Annotated in this window: 16 protein-coding genes; 12 read left to right on the top strand and 4 right to left on the bottom strand. The window is 56.4% G+C overall.

Annotated features, from left to right (window positions below):
• Positions 1–137: 137 nt before the first annotated feature.
• Complete coding sequence (locus DF196_RS04280; RefSeq protein WP_109056654.1) at positions 138–1,433, bottom strand: alpha-amylase family protein; 1,296 nt, start codon at positions 1,431–1,433, stop codon at positions 138–140.
• A 314-nt stretch (positions 1,434–1,747) separates the two neighbouring features.
• On the opposite strand from DF196_RS04280, the gene DF196_RS04275 reads away from it, so the two are divergent.
• The 4 genes from DF196_RS04275 to DF196_RS04260 all read left to right on the top strand — a co-directional run bounded on the left by DF196_RS04275 (position 1,748) and on the right by DF196_RS04260 (position 6,187).
• Positions 1,748–4,147 carry a carbon starvation CstA family protein gene (locus tag DF196_RS04275; RefSeq protein ID WP_109056653.1) on the top strand — a complete coding sequence of 800 codons (2,400 nt, stop codon included), beginning with the start codon at positions 1,748–1,750 and terminating at the stop codon, positions 4,145–4,147.
• A complete protein-coding gene (locus DF196_RS04270) occupies positions 4,147–4,356 on the top strand; it encodes a CstA-like transporter-associated (seleno)protein (RefSeq protein ID WP_109056652.1) in 210 nt (69 codons plus the stop codon). Before DF196_RS04275 ends, DF196_RS04270 begins: the two co-directional genes overlap by 1 nt.
• A 140-nt stretch (positions 4,357–4,496) precedes the next feature.
• Complete coding sequence (locus DF196_RS04265) at positions 4,497–5,549, top strand: inorganic phosphate transporter (protein ID WP_109056651.1); 1,053 nt, start codon at positions 4,497–4,499, stop codon at positions 5,547–5,549.
• 14 nt (positions 5,550–5,563) lie between these two features.
• The gene (locus DF196_RS04260; RefSeq protein WP_109056650.1) at positions 5,564–6,187 is read left to right on the top strand and encodes a DUF47 domain-containing protein; all 624 of its coding nucleotides are present in this window, start codon (positions 5,564–5,566) and stop codon (positions 6,185–6,187) included.
• A 199-nt stretch (positions 6,188–6,386) separates the two neighbouring features.
• On the opposite strand, the gene DF196_RS04255 is transcribed toward DF196_RS04260, so the two are convergent.
• Both DF196_RS04255 and DF196_RS04250 read right to left on the bottom strand, forming a co-directional pair.
• The gene (locus DF196_RS04255) at positions 6,387–7,169 is read right to left on the bottom strand and encodes a response regulator transcription factor (RefSeq protein ID WP_109056649.1); all 783 of its coding nucleotides are present in this window, start codon (positions 7,167–7,169) and stop codon (positions 6,387–6,389) included.
• Positions 7,166–8,452 carry a sensor histidine kinase gene (locus tag DF196_RS04250; RefSeq protein ID WP_421728443.1) on the bottom strand — a complete coding sequence of 429 codons (1,287 nt, stop codon included), beginning with the start codon at positions 8,450–8,452 and terminating at the stop codon, positions 7,166–7,168. The genes DF196_RS04255 and DF196_RS04250 overlap by 4 nt, the downstream gene beginning before the upstream one ends.
• Positions 8,453–8,736: 284 nt before the next feature.
• Between DF196_RS04250 and DF196_RS04245 the strand changes: the two genes are divergently transcribed.
• The 3 genes from DF196_RS04245 to DF196_RS04235 are packed head-to-tail and all read left to right on the top strand — an operon-like array spanning position 8,737 to position 13,903.
• The gene (locus tag DF196_RS04245; protein ID WP_109056647.1) at positions 8,737–11,838 is read left to right on the top strand and encodes a type I restriction endonuclease subunit R; all 3,102 of its coding nucleotides are present in this window, start codon (positions 8,737–8,739) and stop codon (positions 11,836–11,838) included.
• Positions 11,839–11,841: 3 nt separating this feature from the next.
• Positions 11,842–13,347 carry a class I SAM-dependent DNA methyltransferase gene (locus tag DF196_RS04240; RefSeq protein WP_109056646.1) on the top strand — a complete coding sequence of 502 codons (1,506 nt, stop codon included), beginning with the start codon at positions 11,842–11,844 and terminating at the stop codon, positions 13,345–13,347.
• A complete protein-coding gene (locus DF196_RS04235; RefSeq protein ID WP_109056645.1) occupies positions 13,337–13,903 on the top strand; it encodes a restriction endonuclease subunit S in 567 nt (188 codons plus the stop codon). The genes DF196_RS04240 and DF196_RS04235 overlap by 11 nt, the downstream gene beginning before the upstream one ends.
• On the opposite strand, the gene DF196_RS04230 is transcribed toward DF196_RS04235, so the two are convergent.
• Complete coding sequence (locus DF196_RS04230) at positions 13,851–14,423, bottom strand: restriction endonuclease subunit S (protein ID WP_158276261.1); 573 nt, start codon at positions 14,421–14,423, stop codon at positions 13,851–13,853. The two genes, DF196_RS04235 and DF196_RS04230, sit on opposite strands and share 53 nt — an antisense overlap.
• Positions 14,424–14,578: 155 nt before the next feature.
• On the opposite strand from DF196_RS04230, the gene xerA reads away from it, so the two are divergent.
• The 5 genes from xerA to DF196_RS04205 form a co-directional block, all read left to right on the top strand.
• Complete coding sequence (gene xerA, locus DF196_RS04225; RefSeq protein WP_421728442.1) at positions 14,579–15,550, top strand: site-specific tyrosine recombinase/integron integrase; 972 nt, start codon at positions 14,579–14,581, stop codon at positions 15,548–15,550.
• Positions 15,551–15,617: 67 nt separating this feature from the next.
• Positions 15,618–15,917 carry a DUF7724 family protein gene (locus DF196_RS04220; protein ID WP_109056642.1) on the top strand — a complete coding sequence of 100 codons (300 nt, stop codon included), beginning with the start codon at positions 15,618–15,620 and terminating at the stop codon, positions 15,915–15,917.
• A gap of 220 nt (positions 15,918–16,137) precedes the next feature.
• Entirely contained in the window at positions 16,138–17,064 is a 927-nt protein-coding gene (locus DF196_RS04215) for an Abi family protein (protein WP_109056641.1), read from the top strand.
• Positions 17,065–17,075: 11 nt separating this feature from the next.
• Positions 17,076–18,287 (top strand): restriction endonuclease subunit S, encoded by a 1,212-nt coding sequence (locus tag DF196_RS04210; RefSeq protein ID WP_109056640.1) that lies wholly within the window; start codon positions 17,076–17,078, stop codon positions 18,285–18,287.
• A gap of 112 nt (positions 18,288–18,399) precedes the next feature.
• Positions 18,400–19,042, top strand: a 643-nt coding sequence (locus DF196_RS04205) for an ABC transporter ATP-binding protein (RefSeq protein ID WP_241519580.1), incomplete at its 3' end; no start/stop codon positions are given.

Raw genomic sequence — 19,042 nt, 5'->3', positions numbered from 1 at the left:
CGGCTCCCCTGACAAGGGGAGCCGAGAAATAAGAGCCTCGCCAATTGTGGTGTGCCGGAGCTTACTTTTGGCTCCCCTCTATGAGGGGAGCTGCCGTCGAAGACGGCTGAGGGGAGCCGGACACTCATACGACCGAATCAGTAGTGATACAGCACCGTGCCGTCGGGGCCGGTGATGGTGAACGTGGGGGAGCCCTCCACGCTCAGCGAGACGGTCAGCGAGTGCTGTCCGTCCGCGCTCACCGACCGGTATGCGAACCGCTTGTTTTCCAGCGTGATGGCCTCGGTGCGCGCGTCCAGCAGCCACGGGTTGCGCCGGCGCAGGGCGATGAGCGCCTGATGCATCCGGTAGACGGGCTCACCGAGCCGGGACAGCTGGTCGGGGGAGTCGGGGAACTTCGGACGCACGTCGTCGTCGCCTCCGAACCGCTCCTGCTTGACGCCCACATACCCCTGCTCGTCGCCGTAGTAGATGCTCGGCACGCCGCCAACCGTCATCAGCACTGCCAGCGCCAGCGCGGCCTTCGGCGCGCCGATCTGCGAGGCGATGCGCGTGACGTCATGGTTGCCGATGAATGTCTGCGGTACGAAGGAATCCAGGAAGGCGTTGTGCCGCTTGAGGTTCCAGTCGAGCTCGAAGAAGTTCTCCGTCTCCAGCGCATGCTGGACGGATTTCCACAATTCGTACTGCGTGACCGAATCCATCGTCGATTCCTCGACGATGCGCGGGTAATCGCCGTGGATCACCTCGCCGAAGATCCACGAATACGGGTGCTCGGCCTTGACCTGTGGCAGCACGCGGGCCCAGAACGCGGGCGGCACGGCGTACGCCGCGTCCAGACGCCAACCGGCCGCACCTCGGTCGAGCCAATGGTTCATCACGCGGGTCACGTATTCCACGGTTTCGGGGGAGTCATGGTCGAGATCGACTAGGTCGCCATGCCCCTCGAACACGTCCAGCGCGGGATTGCCGTCACTGTCCAGATGGGCCTTGACCAGTCCGTGCCATGGATTGCCGTGCGGGTCGAGGGCGCCGGACGCCTCGTCCAGGGCCGCCTGCACGGCCGGATGCGAACGGCTCACATGGTTGAACACGCCATCCAGGATCAGTTGAAGGCCCATGTCCCTGCAGGATTCGGCGAGCCGGTCGAACGCCGCATCGCCGCCCAGCCGCACGTCCACGCGCATATGGTCGAGCGTGTCGTAACCGTGCGTGCGCGACTCGAAGATCGGTCCCAAAAGCAGGCCGGACGCACCCAGATCGCGCGCGTAACCCAGCCAGTCGACCATCGAATCCAAGCCGCGGTCGTGGAATTCGCGCGGGCCCGACGGGCGGATGTCCGCGCCGCAGAACCCCAGCGGATACACATGCCAGAACACGCCGTAACGCACCCAATCGGGCAGATCGCGGCCCTTGTCCGTATTCACGACCATCGCAACACCTCCTGCTGCCGGTATGTTGACACTATGTCCATTCTCTCACAAATGACGTGAAAGTTCGGGGGAACGCGCATATCGGGGGTGTGGTTCCGCGGTGTCGGTTCATGGGGAACGCGCGAAAACCGGTGAAAAGACCACATGCTGGAACGAAATATAAGACAGGCCTATACCCCCGCTACTGTTGCCAAACAATGCCACAAGCAGCGACGCAATCCCCGCACAGGGCCGCAAAGAAGAGCAATTTCAAAGAAGAGAGCCCGTATGCCGTTTGCTATCCGGCATGACGGGAAGAAATACGAGGGGTCATCATGACCGAAGCGACAGCCCAGGTTCCGGCACCGGGCAAGTTGGAATTCAAGGACGACTACACGCCCGCGGAAGCCGCGCGCGTGATCCGCAATTCGAAGGGCCTGCCCGTGGGCGTGCGCCCGAAGATGGTATGGACCTGGCAGAAGGCGCTGCTGTGGGCCGCCGTCGCCATCGTATGCGCCTGCGGCTGGGCCATCCTGGCCGTCTCGCGCGGCGAACAGATCTCCGCCATCTGGTTCCTGGTGGTGGCGTTGAGCTCGTACGCCATCGCCTATCGTTTCTATGCGTACTACATCCAGATCAAGATCATGCGCACCGACGACGCGAACGCCACCCCGGCCGAGCGCGTGCATGACGGCGCGAACTTCGAACGCACCGACCGCCGAGTGCTCTTCGGCCAGCACTTCGCCGGTATCTCCGGCGCCGGCCCGCTCGTCGGCCCGATCCTGGCCGCCCAGATGGGCTACCTGCCCTCCACCCTGTGGATCATCCTCGGCGTGATCTTCGCCGGCGCCGTGCAGGACATGCTCGTCCTATGGATCTCCGCCAAGCGCCGCGGCCGTTCGCTCGGCCAGATGGCCTCCGACGAGATGGGCAAGTTCGGCGGCATGATCCTATCCGTGTTCCTGGTGGTCATGACCGCCATCGCCATGGCGTTCCTGGCGCTCGTGGCCATCAAGGCCATGGCTGCCTCCCCGTGGGCCGTGTTCTCCATCGGCATGACCATCCCGATCGCCCTCATCATGGGCTGCTACCAGCGCTTCCTGCGCCCCGGCCGCGTGATCGAGACCACGCTGCTCGGCTTCGTGCTGCTCGTACTGGACATCGTGGCCGGCGGCTGGATCGCCTCCATCCCGGCCGTGGCCGAGGTGTTCACGCTGACCGCCCAGCAGCTCGTCATCGCCCTGGTCATCTACTCGTTCGCCGCCGCCGCGCTACCGCACTGGCTGCTCGTGACCCCGCGCGACTACCTGTCCACCCTGATGAAGATCGGCACGCTTGTGCTGCTCGTGGTCGGCATCATCATCGCCAACCCGTCCGTCAAGGTGCCGGGGCTGACCGAACTCGCCTCCGGATCCACCGGCCCGACCTTCTCCGGCAACCTGTTCCCGTTCCTGTTCATCACCATCGCCTGCGGCGCCCTCTCCGGCTTCCACGGCGCGGTGAGTTCCGGCCTGACCCCGAAGGCCGTCGAGAAGGAGAACCAGATCCGCATGATCGGCTACGGCTCGATGCTCGTCGAATCGTTCACCGCCATCATCGCCCTGATCGCCGCGATCACCATCTCGCAGGGCGTCTACTTCTCCACCAACATGTCCGCCGCGCAGATCTCCGCCGCATCCGGCGTGAGCGTGACCGCCACCTCCACGCCGAGCGAACAGGCCGAGGCCGCCGTCAAGGCCGTCGATTCGATGACCGTGAGCGACATCGAGGGCAACCAGATGAAGGTCACCTGGGATTCCGTGGACGAAAACGGCGACGCCAAGACCTACGAAGGCGCCGAAGCGCTGGAAAAGGCCGCCTCGGACATCGGCGAGAAGACCATCGTCTCCCGTACCGGTGGCGCCACCACATTCGCCATGGGCATGGCCAACTTCCTCAAGTCCTACCTGGGCGGCCATGATTCGATGGCGTTCTGGTACCACTTCGCCATCATGTTCGAGGCCCTGTTCATCCTCACCACCGTGGACAACGGTACCCGCGTGGCCCGCTACCAGATCGGCGAAATGCTCGGCAACGTGCGCAAGCTGAGGAAGTTCGCCGACCCCACGTGGAAGCCCGGCAACATCATCACCACGATGATCGCCACAGCCTTGTGGGGCGGACTGCTGTGGATGGGCGTGTCCGACGCGAACGGCGGCATCAACGCCATGGTGCCGATCTTCGGCATCTCCAACCAGCTGCTCGCCGCTGCCTGCTTCGTGCTCGTGACCGTATGCGTGGCCAAGCTGGGATACAAGAAGTACCTGTGGATTCCGGTGCTGCCGCTCGTGTGGGACATCGCCGTGACCTTCACCGCCGACTTCCAGAAGATCTTCGGACCGCTGAGCTACTTCACCGTCGCCTCCAAGTACCAGGCGCAGATCGCGTCCGGAGAACTGAGCGGCGAGGCCCTGACCAACGCGCAGGCCGCGCTCAACAACGCCTACCTCGACGGCGTGCTCTCCGTGTTCTTCCTGGTCATGATGGGCATCTTCGTGATCGTGGGCGTGGTATGCGTGGCCCGTACGTTCGCCGCCGGCAAATTCGGCGCCGAGACCACTTCCGAGGAACCGTTCGTGGAATCCCAGTGGTTCGCTCCCTCCGGCCTGATCGCCACCTCGCTGGAAAAGAAGGTGCAGCGCGAATACAGCGCCAAACTGCATGAACTCGCCCAAAGCGAGCAGGCGGCCGCGTGATGCCGGGGGATATCGCGGAACGACTCGCGCACGCATGGCGAGGCATCGTCTGGTATCTGCGGGAGATCAGCGGCGAGGCGAGGTACGGCCATTACCTTGAGCACTTCGCCGCCGAACACCCCGGCGAAAACCCGATGAGCGAGGTCGAATACCTCCGCGCCCGCGAAGCCTACGACCGGCTCCACCCCAACACCAGCTGTTGCTGCTGACGCAAAGCCCCTCCCCGTGAGGGGCTTTCTTATGAACGAAGCCACACACAACGCCACGAATACCGCTACGTAGTCACCAATCGGTTACAATCGGTGTGACGACTTTCCGCCACCCCCGAAGAAGAAGGTGATGACTAGCCGTGGACGTATCCCTGGCCTACTTCATCCAACAGGTGTTCTCCAACCCGGCGCTCGCCGTGACAACGTTGCTGACGCTCGGCGTCATCTTCGTCAACGGATGGACGGATGCTCCCAACGCCATCGCCACCTGCGTGACCACCCGTTGCATGCGCGTACGTTCCGCGGTCATCATGGCGGCGGTGTTCAACTTCCTGGGCGTCTTCCTCATGACCCAGTTCAACGCCTCGGTGGCTTCCACGATCTCCACCATGGTGGATTTCGGCGGTGACACGCATGCGGCCCTCATCGCCCTGTGCGCGGCGCTTTTCTCCATCGTGGTCTACAGCGTGGGCGCCTCCATGCTCGGCATCCCCACCTCCGAAAGCCACAGCCTCATCGCGGGCCTGACCGGCGCGGCCATCGCCATCCAGGGCGGTATCGCCGGCGTCAACATGGGCGAATGGGTCAAGGTGCTCTACGGTCTGGCGGCAAGCCTCATCATCGGCTTCGGCATGGGTTGGCTCGTGTGCAAGATCGTCACCCTGATCTGCGCCGGATTCGACCGACGCCGCACCAACGGCTTCTTCACCTACGCGCAGATCGTGGGCGCCGCGGCCAACAGCTTCATGCACGGCGCGCAGGACGGCCAGAAGTTCATCGGTGTGCTGTTCCTCGGCATGGCGTTCTGCAACGGGCAGTCGAGCGTCGTCGGCGTGGTGATCCCCGTATGGCTCATGATCCTGTGCAGCACCATCATGGGCGTGGGCACCAGCGTGGGCGGCGAGAAGATCATCAAGTCCGTGGGCATGGACATGGTCAAACTGGAGAAATACCAGGGCTTCTCCGCGGATCTTTCCAGTGCGCTGTGCCTGCTCGTCATGACCGTGCTCGGCATCCCCGTCTCCACCACGCACACCAAGACCAGCGCCATCATGGGTGTGGGTGCGGTCCGCCGGCTGTCCGCCATCAACTTCGGCGTAGTGCGCGACATGATGCTCACCTGGGTCTTCACGTTCCCCGGATGCGGCCTCATCAGCTTCGCCATGGCCAAACTGTTCATGTTCGTGTTCTAGAAAGGAACCCCGCAATGGCAAGAAAAAACGATTCCTTCTACTTCGACGGGTTCCGTGAGAGCGCGGAATACGCATGCCAGGCCGCGCACCTGCTCTCCGAGGTCATGCACGGCTACGACTCCGAACAGCTCAAGGACAGCATGGAGGAGATGCACCGCATCGAACAGGCCGCCGACAAGGTACGTCACAGGATGATGGACGAGCTCGTCACCGCCTTCATCACCCCGTTCGACCGCGAGGACATCGGCCAGCTGAGCTACGTGCTCGACGACGTGATCGACAGCATCGAGGGCGTGCTCGACCGCATGTACTACGACAATGTGACCGACATGCGTCCCGAGGCCCTGCAGCTGACGGACATGGTGGTTCACGGCTGCGAGCAGATCGCCGGGCTCGTCGGCGAACTGCCGCAGTTCAAGCGCTCCAAGACGTTACGCGAGCGCGTGTTCGCCATCAACACCATCGAGACCGACGCCGACCACGTGTTCATCGAGGCCATGCGCACGCTGCACACCACCTGCACCGACCCGCTGCAGGTGTTCGCCTGGCACGACGTGTTCCGCCACCTCGAACAGTGCGCGGACAACTGCGAAGCCGTGGCCAATGTGGTCGACGGCATCGTCATGAAGAACAGCTGATGTCATTTTCTTGGCTCCCCCTTGTCAGGACGTTGCCGTGAAGTAAACAGCAAAGCTGTTTACAGGCAATGTGCGAGACGACAGTCGAGCTCATGAAACGCGGATGGAGTCCGTCCCTAATTGCAGGACGAGCTGTCGGCGGAGCCGGCTGAGGGGTAGATCCCGAGCAATAAGAAAACTCATCGATTGTTGTTCCGTCTCACCGGTGCGAGTTGATCCAGAGGATGGCGAGCTGGGTGCGGTTGGTGAGTCCCAGCTTGTCCAGCATGGCGCTGATGCGGTTGCGCACGGTGCCTTCGCTCAGGAACAGCTTCGCCGCGATGTCACGGTTGTCGAATCCCTGCGCCACCAGCGCCGCAATGTCACGATTGCGCTCGTCCATCGCATCCAGCGCGCGTCGGTCCGCGGCCAGTGCGGCGGGGGATTCCGGTTGAGCCGCATTGGACGATGCCGTGACGACGTCTCCATCCGATGCCGTCATACCGTCGATGCCGGTCCGTCCGGAGGCCCGGCCCGCTCCGTGCACGATGTCGCCGCTGCCGGTTGCGGATTGGTTGCCGTTGCCCGCCGCGGAACCGGTGAGTTTGCCGAGCACCTCGGCGCCCAGCACCACCTGACCGGCCATCACCGCCTGCAGGGCCGGCGCCACAGCGGTCACATCCTGCTTGATGAGATACCCCTTGGCGCCGAGGGCCATGGCCTGCGCGATGTACGACCGGTCCGCGAACGTGGTCAGGAACAGGATGCGCGCGGCGGGGTCCTTCCTCAGAATCTCGCCGGCCGCGTCAAGACCGCTTTTGCCGGGCATCTGGATGTCGATGAGCAGGATATCCGGGTGGTTGGCCGGGGTCTCGAAATACCGTGCCACTGCGGTCGTGCCGTCGTTCGCGGTCCACAGTACGTCCGCCGCGCCGGTGGCCGTCAGAATGGTCTGCAACGACTGGCAGACGATCGGATCGTCATCCACGATTGCGATTCTCATACAGTGCCTTTCGCTTTCCCGTCATTCGACACTTTTGCATGGTTCCACGCCCGCTTCGGTACCGAAACGAACACCCGCCAGCCGCCATCGTACGGTCCGCACAACGCCGTACCGCCTATGGCCCGCACACGCGATTCGATGTCCGCCAATCCCATGCCGCGAGGCAATTCATTGGCCGATAGCCTGTCGCCAGGCCGGTTGACGGAACCGGTACGAGACGTTCCGCCAACCGTTGGTTTCGCCGGGCCCTCATCCTGTACGACCAACTGCCAGAACGCGGGGAAATCACGCAACGTGACCTGTGCGGTACGAGCCTGGCTGTGATGCACCACATTCGACAAGGCCTCCCTGATCACCGTGGCGAAACAGCGGGATACGGGTGCCGGGGCCGAGGTGACATCGTTCTCAAGCCGGATCGAGAACCCGGGGGAGACCCCCTCGAACGAGTGAACCGCCGCCTCGATCTGTGCGGCGAAATCAGTGCCGTCATCCTCCAGATCATGCACGGACCGGCGCACCATCGTCATCGCGTCATTCAGCGTCTCGCCAAGCGCGCCGAAACCTTGTGCGGCCACGGTATCGCCGGTCGCATCGGCCACGGCGCGGCCGGCCTGCGCCTGCATGATGGCTCGGGTCAGCAGATGGCCCACATTGTCATGAATCTCGCGTGCGATGCGCGTACGTTCGCCGAGCGTGGCCATGCGCACCGACTGCGCCCGCTCCTCGTCCACGTCCGCGAGCCGCAGGCGATTGGCGCGGGCCGATTGCCGAGACCGATCCTGCAAGGCGCGCAACTGCCGCCGCAATGAGTCCTCATGCGTGGTCCTCGCCCCCAGTGCGAAGCCCAGCACAGTGGCTCCCACAGTGAGCATGAACGATATCGCGCCTTTTGCGAAGGATGGTTGGGAGCTGTCTTCGGTGACGAGGATATGGCATGTCGATACCGCCAGCGGAAGCAGCCACAACCATCGAGAGGCCAACGTGACATAGGGGAGCGCATCCCGCCAGCGTGATGCGAACGTATTCGTCGTACTGGTCGGCATCGTGCCGGATGCGGTCGTGGGTGATGCGGTTCGCGCCGAAACAGATGGAACGCAGGATGTCAGGCGAGCCGCATCATAGGCGATGACGGGCAGGAACACGGTCCATGAAGGCAACGCCGCGGCGGCCATCTCATATGCGCACGTCGGCAGCCAGGCCCAGGGCCCACGCGCCAGCCATTCGGCAAGCCCCGTCGCGGACGCCGCGACCAGCAGCCCGGCGATCATCCCCGCATACCCCATCACGGAGATATCCTGCGCGCCCTCGCTGCCGACGGCATACGGCATCGCCAGCAGCGCCACGCCGAGCGCCAGCAGCAACCCCTTCTCCGCCATCGTTCGCATAAGACCTCCGAGGCACAAATCCTTCCCTACGGATAAGCCTACTCGTTAAAGTCGGGAAGAGGCTGCGGGCTGGGATGCTTTCCCAAGGCGTGCGTCTAACCTGACATGTTATTGAGCAGGATAGTACCATGATTGGTATTCCCAGCAGCTATTCAATGTGCGAAGAGGCAAAGGAGACTCTGATGGCGAACGATCATTTGTCCGAGCCGGAAAGCGACAAGAAGTTTTCCGTATTTGACGAGGCAATGTTCGAGCATGCAGTCATTCAACGTCTGCAATCTCTGGGCTACGAATGGCTGTACGGGCCGGAAGTGAAGCGCACGGATGAGTCATATCGTGATGTTTTGCTGCCTGGCGTGTTGGAAGACTGCCTACGCCGGATCAATCCGGGAATCCATCCGGCTGCCCTTGCGGAAGCCGTCCGAAAGGTGTCGGATATCGAAGGTGTCGATCTGCTGACACGCAATATTCAGTTCATGGAATACCTGCAATCAGGTGTAGAAGTATCGTTTTTCGACGGAGAAAAGATGACTCCCGACCATGTGCGGATCATTGATTTCGAGCATCCTGATCGAAACGTATTCAACGTGGTAAACCAATGGACGTACGTTGAGTATGAGGAGAAACGGCCCGACGTAATCGTGTTCGTAAATGGCATGCCATTGGTGGTGTTTGAACTGAAATCACCGTCGCGCGAGAATGTCGACGCATCGGATGCATACCTGCAGTTGCGTAACTATATGAAAGTGATTCCGTCACTGTTCGCTTATAACGCATTCTGCGTGATGACGGATATGAGCGATACCCGTGTCGGAACCATCACGGCCAGCGAGGATCGCTTCATGCAGTGGAAGACTGCTGACGGCGATTACTCGAAGATTGCCAACAAGATCGTTATCCGATGGACCACGCTGCTCGATGGCATGTTCCCCAAAGACCGGCTGCTTGACATTCTTCGCAACTTCATCTGCTTCTCCAAGTCGGAGGACGGAACCGCAAAGATTCTAGCGGCGTACCATCAGTACTTCGGCGTTCATAAGGCTGTGGAGAGCACCTTGCGCGCCATGAACAGCGATGGCAAAGCCGGCGTGTTCTGGCATACACAGGGTTCCGGCAAATCATTGTCGATGGTGTTCTACGCACATTTGCTGGCTGAACAGGTGAACAGCCCGACGATTGTGGTGACCACTGACCGTACCGATTTGGATGGGCAGCTATATGGACAATTCGCCAAGTGCGCAGATTTCCTGCGCCAGCAACCACAGCAGGCGGTCAGCCGTGACAATCTTGTCGAACTCCTGAACAATCGGCAGGCGAACGGCATCGTATTCACGACGATGCAGAAGTTCAGTGAATCCGATGAACCGCTATCAGAACGCCGCAACATCGTGGTCATGGCCGACGAAGCGCACCGCAGTCAGTACGGACTGGAAATAAAACTCCATGCGGATGGTACTCATTCAGTGGGTGATGCGTTGAAAGTCAGGCAAGCGCTCCCGAACGCTTCCTATATAGGATTTACCGGCACTCCGATTGAGACTCAGGATAAATCCACCCGCGAGATATTCGGTGATTACGTGGACGTGTACGACATGACCCAATCGGTCGAGGACGGTGCCACTCGTCCGGTGTTCTATGAGAGTCGTGTGGTTTCGCTCAAGCTGGATGAAAACATACTCCGCGAATTGGATAAGCAGTACGAGAACATCTCGGATGATGCCGATGAGATGGCTATTGATCGCAGTAAACGTGACTTGGCGACGATGGACAGTGTGTTGGGTGCTCCTGAGACCATCGATTCCCTATGCCGTGACATCGTGAATCACTATGAGGAGAATCGCGCGGACGAGCTGACGGGTAAGGCGTTGGTCGTTGCCTATTCACGGCCCATTGCTATGCGTATGTACAAGAAGTTCCTTGAACTGCGCCCGCAATGGAAAGACAAAGTGCATGTGGTCATGACGTCTTCCAATCAGGACCCGGAGGAATGGCATAAGGTCATCGGCAATAAAGCCCATAAAGATGAGCTCGCTAAAGAGTTCAAGGATGATGACAGTCCGTTCAAAATCGCCATCGTAGTGGATATGTGGCTGACTGGTTTCGATGTACCTTCGCTATCCACGATGTACGTCTACAAGCCTATGAAAGGACACAACCTCATGCAGGCTGTGGCACGAGTGAATCGTGTGTACAAGGGCAAGGAAGGCGGCCTGATCGTTGATTACATCGGCATCGCTGGTGCCCTGAAACGCGCGATGCACGACTACACTAAGCGTGATCGTGAACGGTATGGCGACATGAACGTGGCCGACACCGCATATCCGTTGTTCCTTGACAAGCTGAGTGCGTGCCGAGACTTTCTACATGGTTTGGATTATCAGAACCGAATCCATACCAATTCTGCCGAACAGATGGCTGAAGCCATCGCGGACGGTGCGGACTACTTACTTGATCCCGAGCGGGAGAAAGATCGTAAGGACTTTATCAAGTGCGCCAAGGAGATGGCCCAAGCATTCGGCTTGTGCCGCAGCATGGTCGCTGATGAATTGAAGATCGAAGAAGCGTACATCGATGTGTTGCGCACGCAGATGCTGAAAGTGCTGAACGTTAATCCCGGCAATCCGCGCATGTCTTTGAAGGAGATCAACAAGCAAATCGCCGCCATCATGGAGCAAGGCGTACATAACGAAGGCGTTATCGATCTGTTCGAAGACCGGACAGTTGAGGTCTCGCTGTTTGATGAATCCTTCCTTGCCGAAGTCGCACAGATGAAGCAGAAGAATCTCGCGATGGAATTGTTGCGCAAGCTGATTGACGATCAGGTCAAGGCATATCGCAAGAAGAGCGTGGTCATGGCTGGCAAGTTCTCCGAGATGCTGCAGCAATCGGTTAATGCATATCTCAACGGCATGCTCACCAACGCCGAGGTCATACAGCAGCTGTTGGATATGGCCAAGGAGATCATGGCCGCGCGGCAGGAAGGTAAGACGCTTGGTCTGGATGATGAAGAGCTTGCCTTTTATGATGCACTGACTAAGCCACAAGCTATCAAGGATTTCTACGAGAACGATGAGCTGGTTGCTATCACCCGAGAGCTGACTGACACGTTGCGCAGGAACCGCACGATAGACTGGCAGAAGAAAGACGATGCCCGCGCTCGCATGCGTAAGTCAATCAAACGATTGCTGAAGAAGCATAAGTACCCGCCGGATGAGGTGCCGGAGGCCATCGAGACGGTGATGCAGCAGTGCGAGTTGTGGGTTGACTACGGAGAGGGAAACTGATTCATGGCGAAAAAGACAAGCACCAAAGCCCTGGGCTTTGAGGAGCAGATTTGGGACGCGGCTTGTAAACTGCGTGGCAACATCGATGCTTCGGAATACAAAAATGTTGTACTCGGTTTGATTTTTCTCAAGTACATCTCGGATAACTTCGAGGCCAAACACGCCGAATTGGTGGCCGAAGGCGAAGGATTCGAGGAAGACCGTGACGAGTACACGTCCGAGAACATCTTCTGGGTGCCGAAAGAAGCCCGTTGGGAAGTCGTGGCCGCGGCTGCACACACTCCTGAAGTCGGTAAGGTCATCGATGAATCAATGAGGCTCATCGAGCAGGAGAACAAGAAACTCAAGGGCGTGCTGCCCAAGAACTTCGCACGTCCTGAACTGGACAAGCGCCGGCTTGGGGAAGTGGTCGACCTGTTCACCAACGTGAAGATGGCTGAGAACGGAGACACCCATGATCTGCTTGGCCGCACTTATGAGTATTGCCTGTCGCAGTTCGCGTCTCAGGAGGGTAAGAACGCCGGCGAGTTCTACACGCCGAAATGCGTGGTGAAGACTCTGGTGAATGTGCTTGAGCCGTTCAAGGGGCGTGTCTATGACCCGGCTTGTGGTTCGGGCGGCATGTTTGTACAGTCGGCCGAGTTCGTGCGTAACCATCAGGGCAACATTAATAACATCTCCGTCTATGGTCAGGAGTCGAACCCGACAACGTGGAAGATGGCCACGATGAACCTCGCCATCCGTGGCATTGATGCCGATCTTGGCCCAAAGAACGACGATACGTTCTTCAACGATCTGCATCGCACCGAGCGATTCGACTACATTCTCGCGAACCCGCCATTCAATCTATCCGATTGGGGTGGCGATAAGCTCAAGGACGATCCACGCTGGGAATACGGCGTGCCGCCCGAGGGCAATGCAAACTTCGCATGGATGCAGCACATGATTCACCACCTGTCGCAGTCTGGCCGTATCGGCTTAGTGCTCGCCAATGGCTCGCTGTCGTCGCAGACGAACAATGAAGGAGAGATTCGCAAGAACATCGTCAACGCCGGACTGGTGGAGGGTATTGTTGCCATGCCGACGCAGTTGTTCTTCTCCACGCAGATTCCAGTGTGCCTATGGTTCCTGCGCAAAGGGCGTCCTGCTGATTCCAAGACGCTGTTCGTAGATGCTCGCAACATGGGCACGATGATTAGTCGCTCACAGCGTACGCTCACTGATGAGGATATTCAGAAGATCGCATCCACGTTTGATACGTTCCGTGATGGGACGCTGGAAGAGGAGAAAGGCTTCTCCGCCGCAGTGTCTATCGAAGACATTGCCAAGCAGGATTACATTCTTACTCCCGGCCGCTATGTCGGCATTGCTGAGCAAGAAGAGGACGATGAGCCATTCGATGAGAAGATGAAGCGTCTGACCGGAGAACTCGCCAAATGCTTCGAGGAATCCAACCGACTACAAGCCGAAATCAAGAAGAATCTGGAGGCGATTGGGTATGGGCTCTGAGGTCAATCTTTCGGAATTGTGCTTGACTGGAAAAGGACGGTACGGCATTGCGGCTTCGGCGGTAGACTATTCGCCAAACTTACCTACATATCTCCGTATTACAGATATTAACGATAATGGAACCCTTAATTTGTCTGGGCTTAAATCTATCGATGATACGAACTCAAAAAAATATGAGCTTCGGGAAGGGGATATAGTTTTTGCTCGGACAGGAGCGAGCGTCGGTCGGAATTATCTATATGATGTTCGTGACGGAAATTTTGTGTTCGCCGGATTCCTTATCGGATTTACTCTAGATAAAGCGTTGATTAACCCTCGATGGGTAAAATACTATTGTCAGAGCAAGAGCTACCAAGATTGGGTAACGTCACATATAAGCGGAAGTACACGGGGAAATATCAATGAACGTGCATTTGCTTCTCTTCCTATTCCGGTGCCCTCAAGGGATTATCAAGATAAGGCAGTGACTCTGCTTGATTCTATCGAAGATTCTTGCCGTGCTCTCACTCAGACAAACGGCCATTTGTACCCATCAGAATTTGTGTTGGCGGCGTAGGCAATTCGATTCTCGACACATCAAGCTCGCCAGACATCAGTTTGGGCAGCAGGGCATCACGTAATTCTGTTAGTAGAGATATTTGACTGCAATTCGTCCGGTATAGGCGGAATTCATAGTCAAATGATGGAGCTGCATCGGGCCATTCAACAGGAATCGACTTCATATTTTTCTGATTAAGTTTGGGCTGCACGGCTCCCGTTATATATTCCGTAATGCGTAAATCAGATAGTGCGACATAAAGTTGCTCCGTAGTGACACCTTTCGTGCCAGCAAGAACATGCGCATGATTATTCACCCAATATTTTCCCCACACGTATTGAAGTGAGGGATGTCCGAATGCATCAGTCACAGTACCGTCTTCCCCCATGAGCAAACGAACATCGTCAAAGAGATAGCTGCTCACGTAATCCATGACGCTTGCCGCTCCATAATATGGATATCTACCTTTCCTCTTCTCACGTTCTTTCTTACTAAGAGGAATTCGTTTGCTGTCTTCAACCCGAATTATCTCTCCCAAGGAGATCGAGGATTTGCCCTTTTGAAGAGCCTTTCTCCACCGGGTAATGCACAGCTCCAACAAATGGCCGTTTGTCTGTCAGCATCGTTGTTTTCTGCGATTCACATTATGCCTATATGTATTCATACATGCATCGAGGCGAAAGGCTCCACATGATAGGAAGCAACACCATCGAGTCAATCTTGAAATCCATGCAGAACACGTTGGATGCGCGACAGCTCAGACAGCTCAAAGCCGTGCTGTCAGCCAATCTCAGCACAGATAATCTTGCTGGCAATGACAACGAAGCAATGGAACTGCTGAACTCCTTCCTTACCGCCAAGGAACTTGAAGGATGCAGCGAACGCACATTGAAATACTATGATTCGACACTTACTCACTACATCAGAAAAACCACCACTCCCCTAACTCAAGTGGATACCGACCAACTTCGAACCTATCTCGCCGAATACCAGACGACACATGCTGTGGGGAAGGTCACGGTAGACAACATCCGCCGTATTCTTGCCACTTTCTTCTCATGGTTAGAGGATGAGGACTATATCGTCAAAAGCCCAGCGCGCAAGATACGCCGTGTGAAAGCTCCGATTAGAGTCAAAGAAACCATTTCGGATGAGGATATGGAGCGTCTACGCGACGGCTGCGAAACGCCACGAGATCTCGCGATGATCGACTTGCTCTCCTCCACCGGCATGCGAGTCGGCGAATTAGTGAAGCTTAACCGTGACAGCGTCAACCTCAACGAGCGTGAATGCATCGTGCAGGGCAAAGGCAATAAGGAACGAAAAGCCTACTTCGACGCCAGAGCCAAACTTCATCTTGAAGAATATCTGCGAGGCCGCGATGACGCCAACCCCGCCCTGTTCGTCAGTCTCAGCGGTGACCACGAACGCATTGCCATTTGTTCCGTGGAAAGCAGGCTCCGAGCTCTCGGCAGAAAGCTGCAACTCCCCCGCATACATCCACATAAGTTCCGTCGCACCATGGCCACCAATGCCATAAACCGCGGCATGCCAGTGGAACAGGTTCAGAAACTACTCGGACACGTCAAGATAGACACCACCATGCAATACGCATTGGTCAGCCAAAGCAACGTGAAAGCGTCGCATCGCAAGTATCTGGGGTAATCAGCGTTATCCCCCTATAATCGAAACCAGCACAAATCAACCCGGTAAAGCCGAAAGGAGACGCACTGTGGCTACATCGTGCACCCGTTCAGAGCAGGCAAATACTGCATATCTCAGTGCAGAGAACGGCTTCACCGTGTTTGAATACGGCAAGGCTCGTATTCAGTTCCGCGCTCCCTACTCATTGGAACGGTATACCAATGTCAAGCAATGGGATAACGGATACCTCGTCGTGGATGCAAAATACAAGCATAACAACGCGCCAGAAGAGGAATACATCGATCTGAAACCAGTACTTACAAATCTGTACATCGATGCCAACCATTTCCTACAACCAATCAAGAAAGTAAAGATAGCTCGCAACTGATAAAGAACAATGTATAAAGGCTCAAGCTTTTGAGCATTCGTCAATACTGAGTGGCCACGTAGAACAACGAGCATAGACACCAACTCTTGTTGTTTGTTGTTGCGTTCTCTCGGTTAGGGGTGTAGTCTGAAACAGCGAAATAAGCTGGACTACGTTCAGTTCGCTGAGGCCATCCCCACAAAACGGGATGGCCTCAGTGCTTTCAGCGACAGGAGAAAACATGCTGCACAAGCCCTACAAAAGTCTGGACGAGCAGATCGCCATTCTCCGGTCACGTGGAATGATAGTGCATGATTCCGCAGTGCACGCTCTCAGACGAGAAGGCTACTATTCCATCGTCAACGGCTACAAGAATCTGTTCCTCGACGCAAATTTGAAACACACGAATGAGGATCATTACTTACCAGGAACCACTTTCGACGACCTATTTGCATTGTTTTCATTCGATCGACAGCTTCGCGGATTACTGTTTGAGGGTATTACTCAAGCGGAAGCATCGCTGAAAGCAGCCTGCGCCCATGAATTCACTAAACTTCATCCCGATGAGGTAAATCCATATCTTATCCCAGACAATTACAGCCAATCTCGTCGTTCCAGCGCCATGACACTCATCAACAAAGTATTTACAAAAATTCTTGAGCTTGATGGCAACCCGCATAACAAGGGCGAATACGGCGGCAAAACTTACATTCGACATTGTATGGAAGATTTAGATGGTCAGGTGCCGTTCTGGGTACTGGCCAATGACCTATCGCTGGGACAGACTGTCTGGTTTTTCCAGACACAGACAAAAGAGGTCCGTCTCGCGATTGCGGAGAGTTTTACTGCACTATATGCCGACACTCACGCCAAGCCTCGGGTGATTACAATCAAACAACTTGACCGCATATTCAATCGACTTGTATTCTTCAGGAATCTATGCGCCCACGACGAACGCTGTTATTGTGCTCACTACGACAATCGCCTCAATGAATCCGTTTTCCAAACGGTATGCGATTTGGCATATCTAATGGACAAAGAATCTTATGGCACATTCTTCCAAAAGTTCTTCTCTCTAATCGACGGCATCACAGAGACCATTCCCCGGCAAGCGCAAAGCATTATTACAGCGATTGGCATCCATGATCGCAGCCAGCACCTAATCTAGGAGACTTTACAATGACTCGTCTTAAAAATCTATGCACAAAAATCGGTAGTGGAGCAACACCAAAAGGAGGGAAGGACTCATATCAAGGCGGAGACTACGCACTTATACGTAGCCAAAATGTACTAGATTGGCAATTCTCCGATAACGGATTAGCCTTCATCAACGACGAGCAAGCATCCAAACTCGATAATGTTCAGATTAGGCCCGGCGATGTACTACTTAACATCACTGGAGATTCTGTTGCACGTACTTGCATTGTCCCAGATAACATTCAAAAAGCTCGCGTCAATCAACATGTGTGCATTATCAGGCCAAGAGCTGGGCAGCTTGACAGCCTGTATTTACTCATGTTTCTAGAGCATCGCAAAAACTCTCTTCTACAGATTGCCTCCTCAGGAGCAACAAGGAATGCCCTGACCAAGGCAACCATAGAAGCTATTGACATTAAGGTACCAGACTATGACAAACAGTTAAAACTAACCGCCTTGGTCAGGAGTATCAGCGCACAAATTGATAACCTCACTCAGACAAACGGCCATTTGTTGGAGCTGGCCATGACCTTGTATAAGGAATTGGCTAGTGCCATCGATTCCAAAACAGCATTGAAGGCTTGTACCAGACTGGTATCTCGTGGCGTAACTCCAAAATATGACGATTCTTCTTCCTACACCGTGTTGAATCAGAAATGTATTCGGAATCATTCCGTATCGTTGGTGCCTTCCAGGAAGATGACGCCACCTAAGAAAAGTGAGAAGCAGCTTCAATATGGTGATATTTTAATCTGTTCGACGGGTACTGGAACTTTAGGCCGTTGTGCTCAAGTACTTTTTAGTCCAACAGAAATGACCGTCGATTCACATGTGACAATCGTTCGTCCTTGTAGCATGCGATTCATGCCTTTCCTTGGATGTTGGGCACTCTCTTCGGAACCATTGTTTGAATCATTGGCAAAAGGAAGTACCGGACAAACAGAATTGTCTCGATCTGAACTTGAATTATTAGATGTTCCTCTTCCTGACGAGAAGAGTCTTGATTCTTTCTATAAAGAAGTAATCCCTATATTTAATTTATTACAGACAAATTCAAACAAGATACAAAATCTTGTCGCTCTTCGAGATTCTTTGCTACCTAAACTCATGTCGGGTGCAATCGATGTATCGAAGATCGAACTACCTACGCCGCTAGAACAAGGCTCTCCGACAAATGGCCGTTTGCCTGCTTAGCAAGTCAACATCGTGACAAATGTCATCGCCGGGAGCGTACGGCGTGACGTTTGTGGGTGGGAGTCGCGGCGCCCGCTTGGGATGATGGAGTCATCCAAGGAAGGGAGCGAACATGGCAACCGACATCACAGCCCACACCGACACCGGGCCCACCGCACCGGCTGAGACGAACGAAGTGGAGACGACCACGGCAGTCCACGTCAGCCAGCTCGTCAAGCGGTACGGCGACATGGTGGCGCTCGACTACTTCGACCTCGACGTGAAGCAGGGCGAGATCTTCGGCCTGCTGGGCCCTAACGGCTCCGGCAAGACCACGGCAATCAACTGCATCCTCGCGCTGCTCACCTACGATTCTGGCACCATCCGTGTCTTCGGACAGCCGATGACGCCCACGTCATACGACCTCAAGCGCCGCATCGGCATCGTTCCGCAGAACGTGGCCGTGTTCAACGAACTGACCGTCACCGAGAACATCGACTACTTCTGCTCACTGTACGTGCCGAAGAAGGCCGAACGCGCGCCCCTGGTCGAAGAGGCCATCGAATTCGCCGGACTGCAGGACTTCCGCAAATTCCGGCCCGGCAAGCTCTCCGGCGGTCTCCTCAGGCGTCTCAACATCGCCTGTGGTATCGCCCACAAACCCGACCTCATCTTCTTCGACGAGCCGACCGTGGCCGTCGACCCGCAGAGCCGCAACGCCATCCGCGCAGGCCTCCAGAAGCTCCCCAAGGCCGGCGCCACCGTGCCTGGCTCTT

Origin of the sequence: Bifidobacterium callitrichidarum (assembly GCF_003129905.1) — a bacterium.
Classification (GTDB): Bacteria; Actinomycetota; Actinomycetes; order Actinomycetales; family Bifidobacteriaceae; genus Bifidobacterium; species Bifidobacterium callitrichidarum.
This window is presented reverse-complemented; position numbering and strand designations above follow the sequence as displayed.

Bases quoted from the DNA above. Each gene is read 5' to 3' on its own strand.
- DF196_RS04280 (WP_109056654.1), bottom strand. From the start codon at position 1,433: ATGGTCGTGAATACGGACAAGGGCCGCGATCTGCCCGATTGGGTGCGT.
- DF196_RS04275 (WP_109056653.1), top strand. From the start codon at position 1,748: ATGACCGAAGCGACAGCCCAGGTTCCGGCACCGGGCAAGTTGGAATTC.
- DF196_RS04270 (WP_109056652.1), top strand. From the start codon at position 4,147: ATGCCGGGGGATATCGCGGAACGACTCGCGCACGCATGGCGAGGCATC.
- DF196_RS04260 (WP_109056650.1), top strand. From the start codon at position 5,564: ATGGCAAGAAAAAACGATTCCTTCTACTTCGACGGGTTCCGTGAGAGC.
- DF196_RS04255 (WP_109056649.1), bottom strand. From the start codon at position 7,169: ATGAGAATCGCAATCGTGGATGACGATCCGATCGTCTGCCAGTCGTTG.
- DF196_RS04250 (WP_421728443.1), bottom strand. From the start codon at position 8,452: ATGGGGTATGCGGGGATGATCGCCGGGCTGCTGGTCGCGGCGTCCGCG.
- DF196_RS04245 (WP_109056647.1), top strand. From the start codon at position 8,737: ATGGCGAACGATCATTTGTCCGAGCCGGAAAGCGACAAGAAGTTTTCC.
- DF196_RS04240 (WP_109056646.1), top strand. From the start codon at position 11,842: ATGGCGAAAAAGACAAGCACCAAAGCCCTGGGCTTTGAGGAGCAGATT.
- DF196_RS04235 (WP_109056645.1), top strand. From the start codon at position 13,337: ATGGGCTCTGAGGTCAATCTTTCGGAATTGTGCTTGACTGGAAAAGGA.
- DF196_RS04215 (WP_109056641.1), top strand. From the start codon at position 16,138: ATGCTGCACAAGCCCTACAAAAGTCTGGACGAGCAGATCGCCATTCTC.
- DF196_RS04210 (WP_109056640.1), top strand. From the start codon at position 17,076: ATGACTCGTCTTAAAAATCTATGCACAAAAATCGGTAGTGGAGCAACA.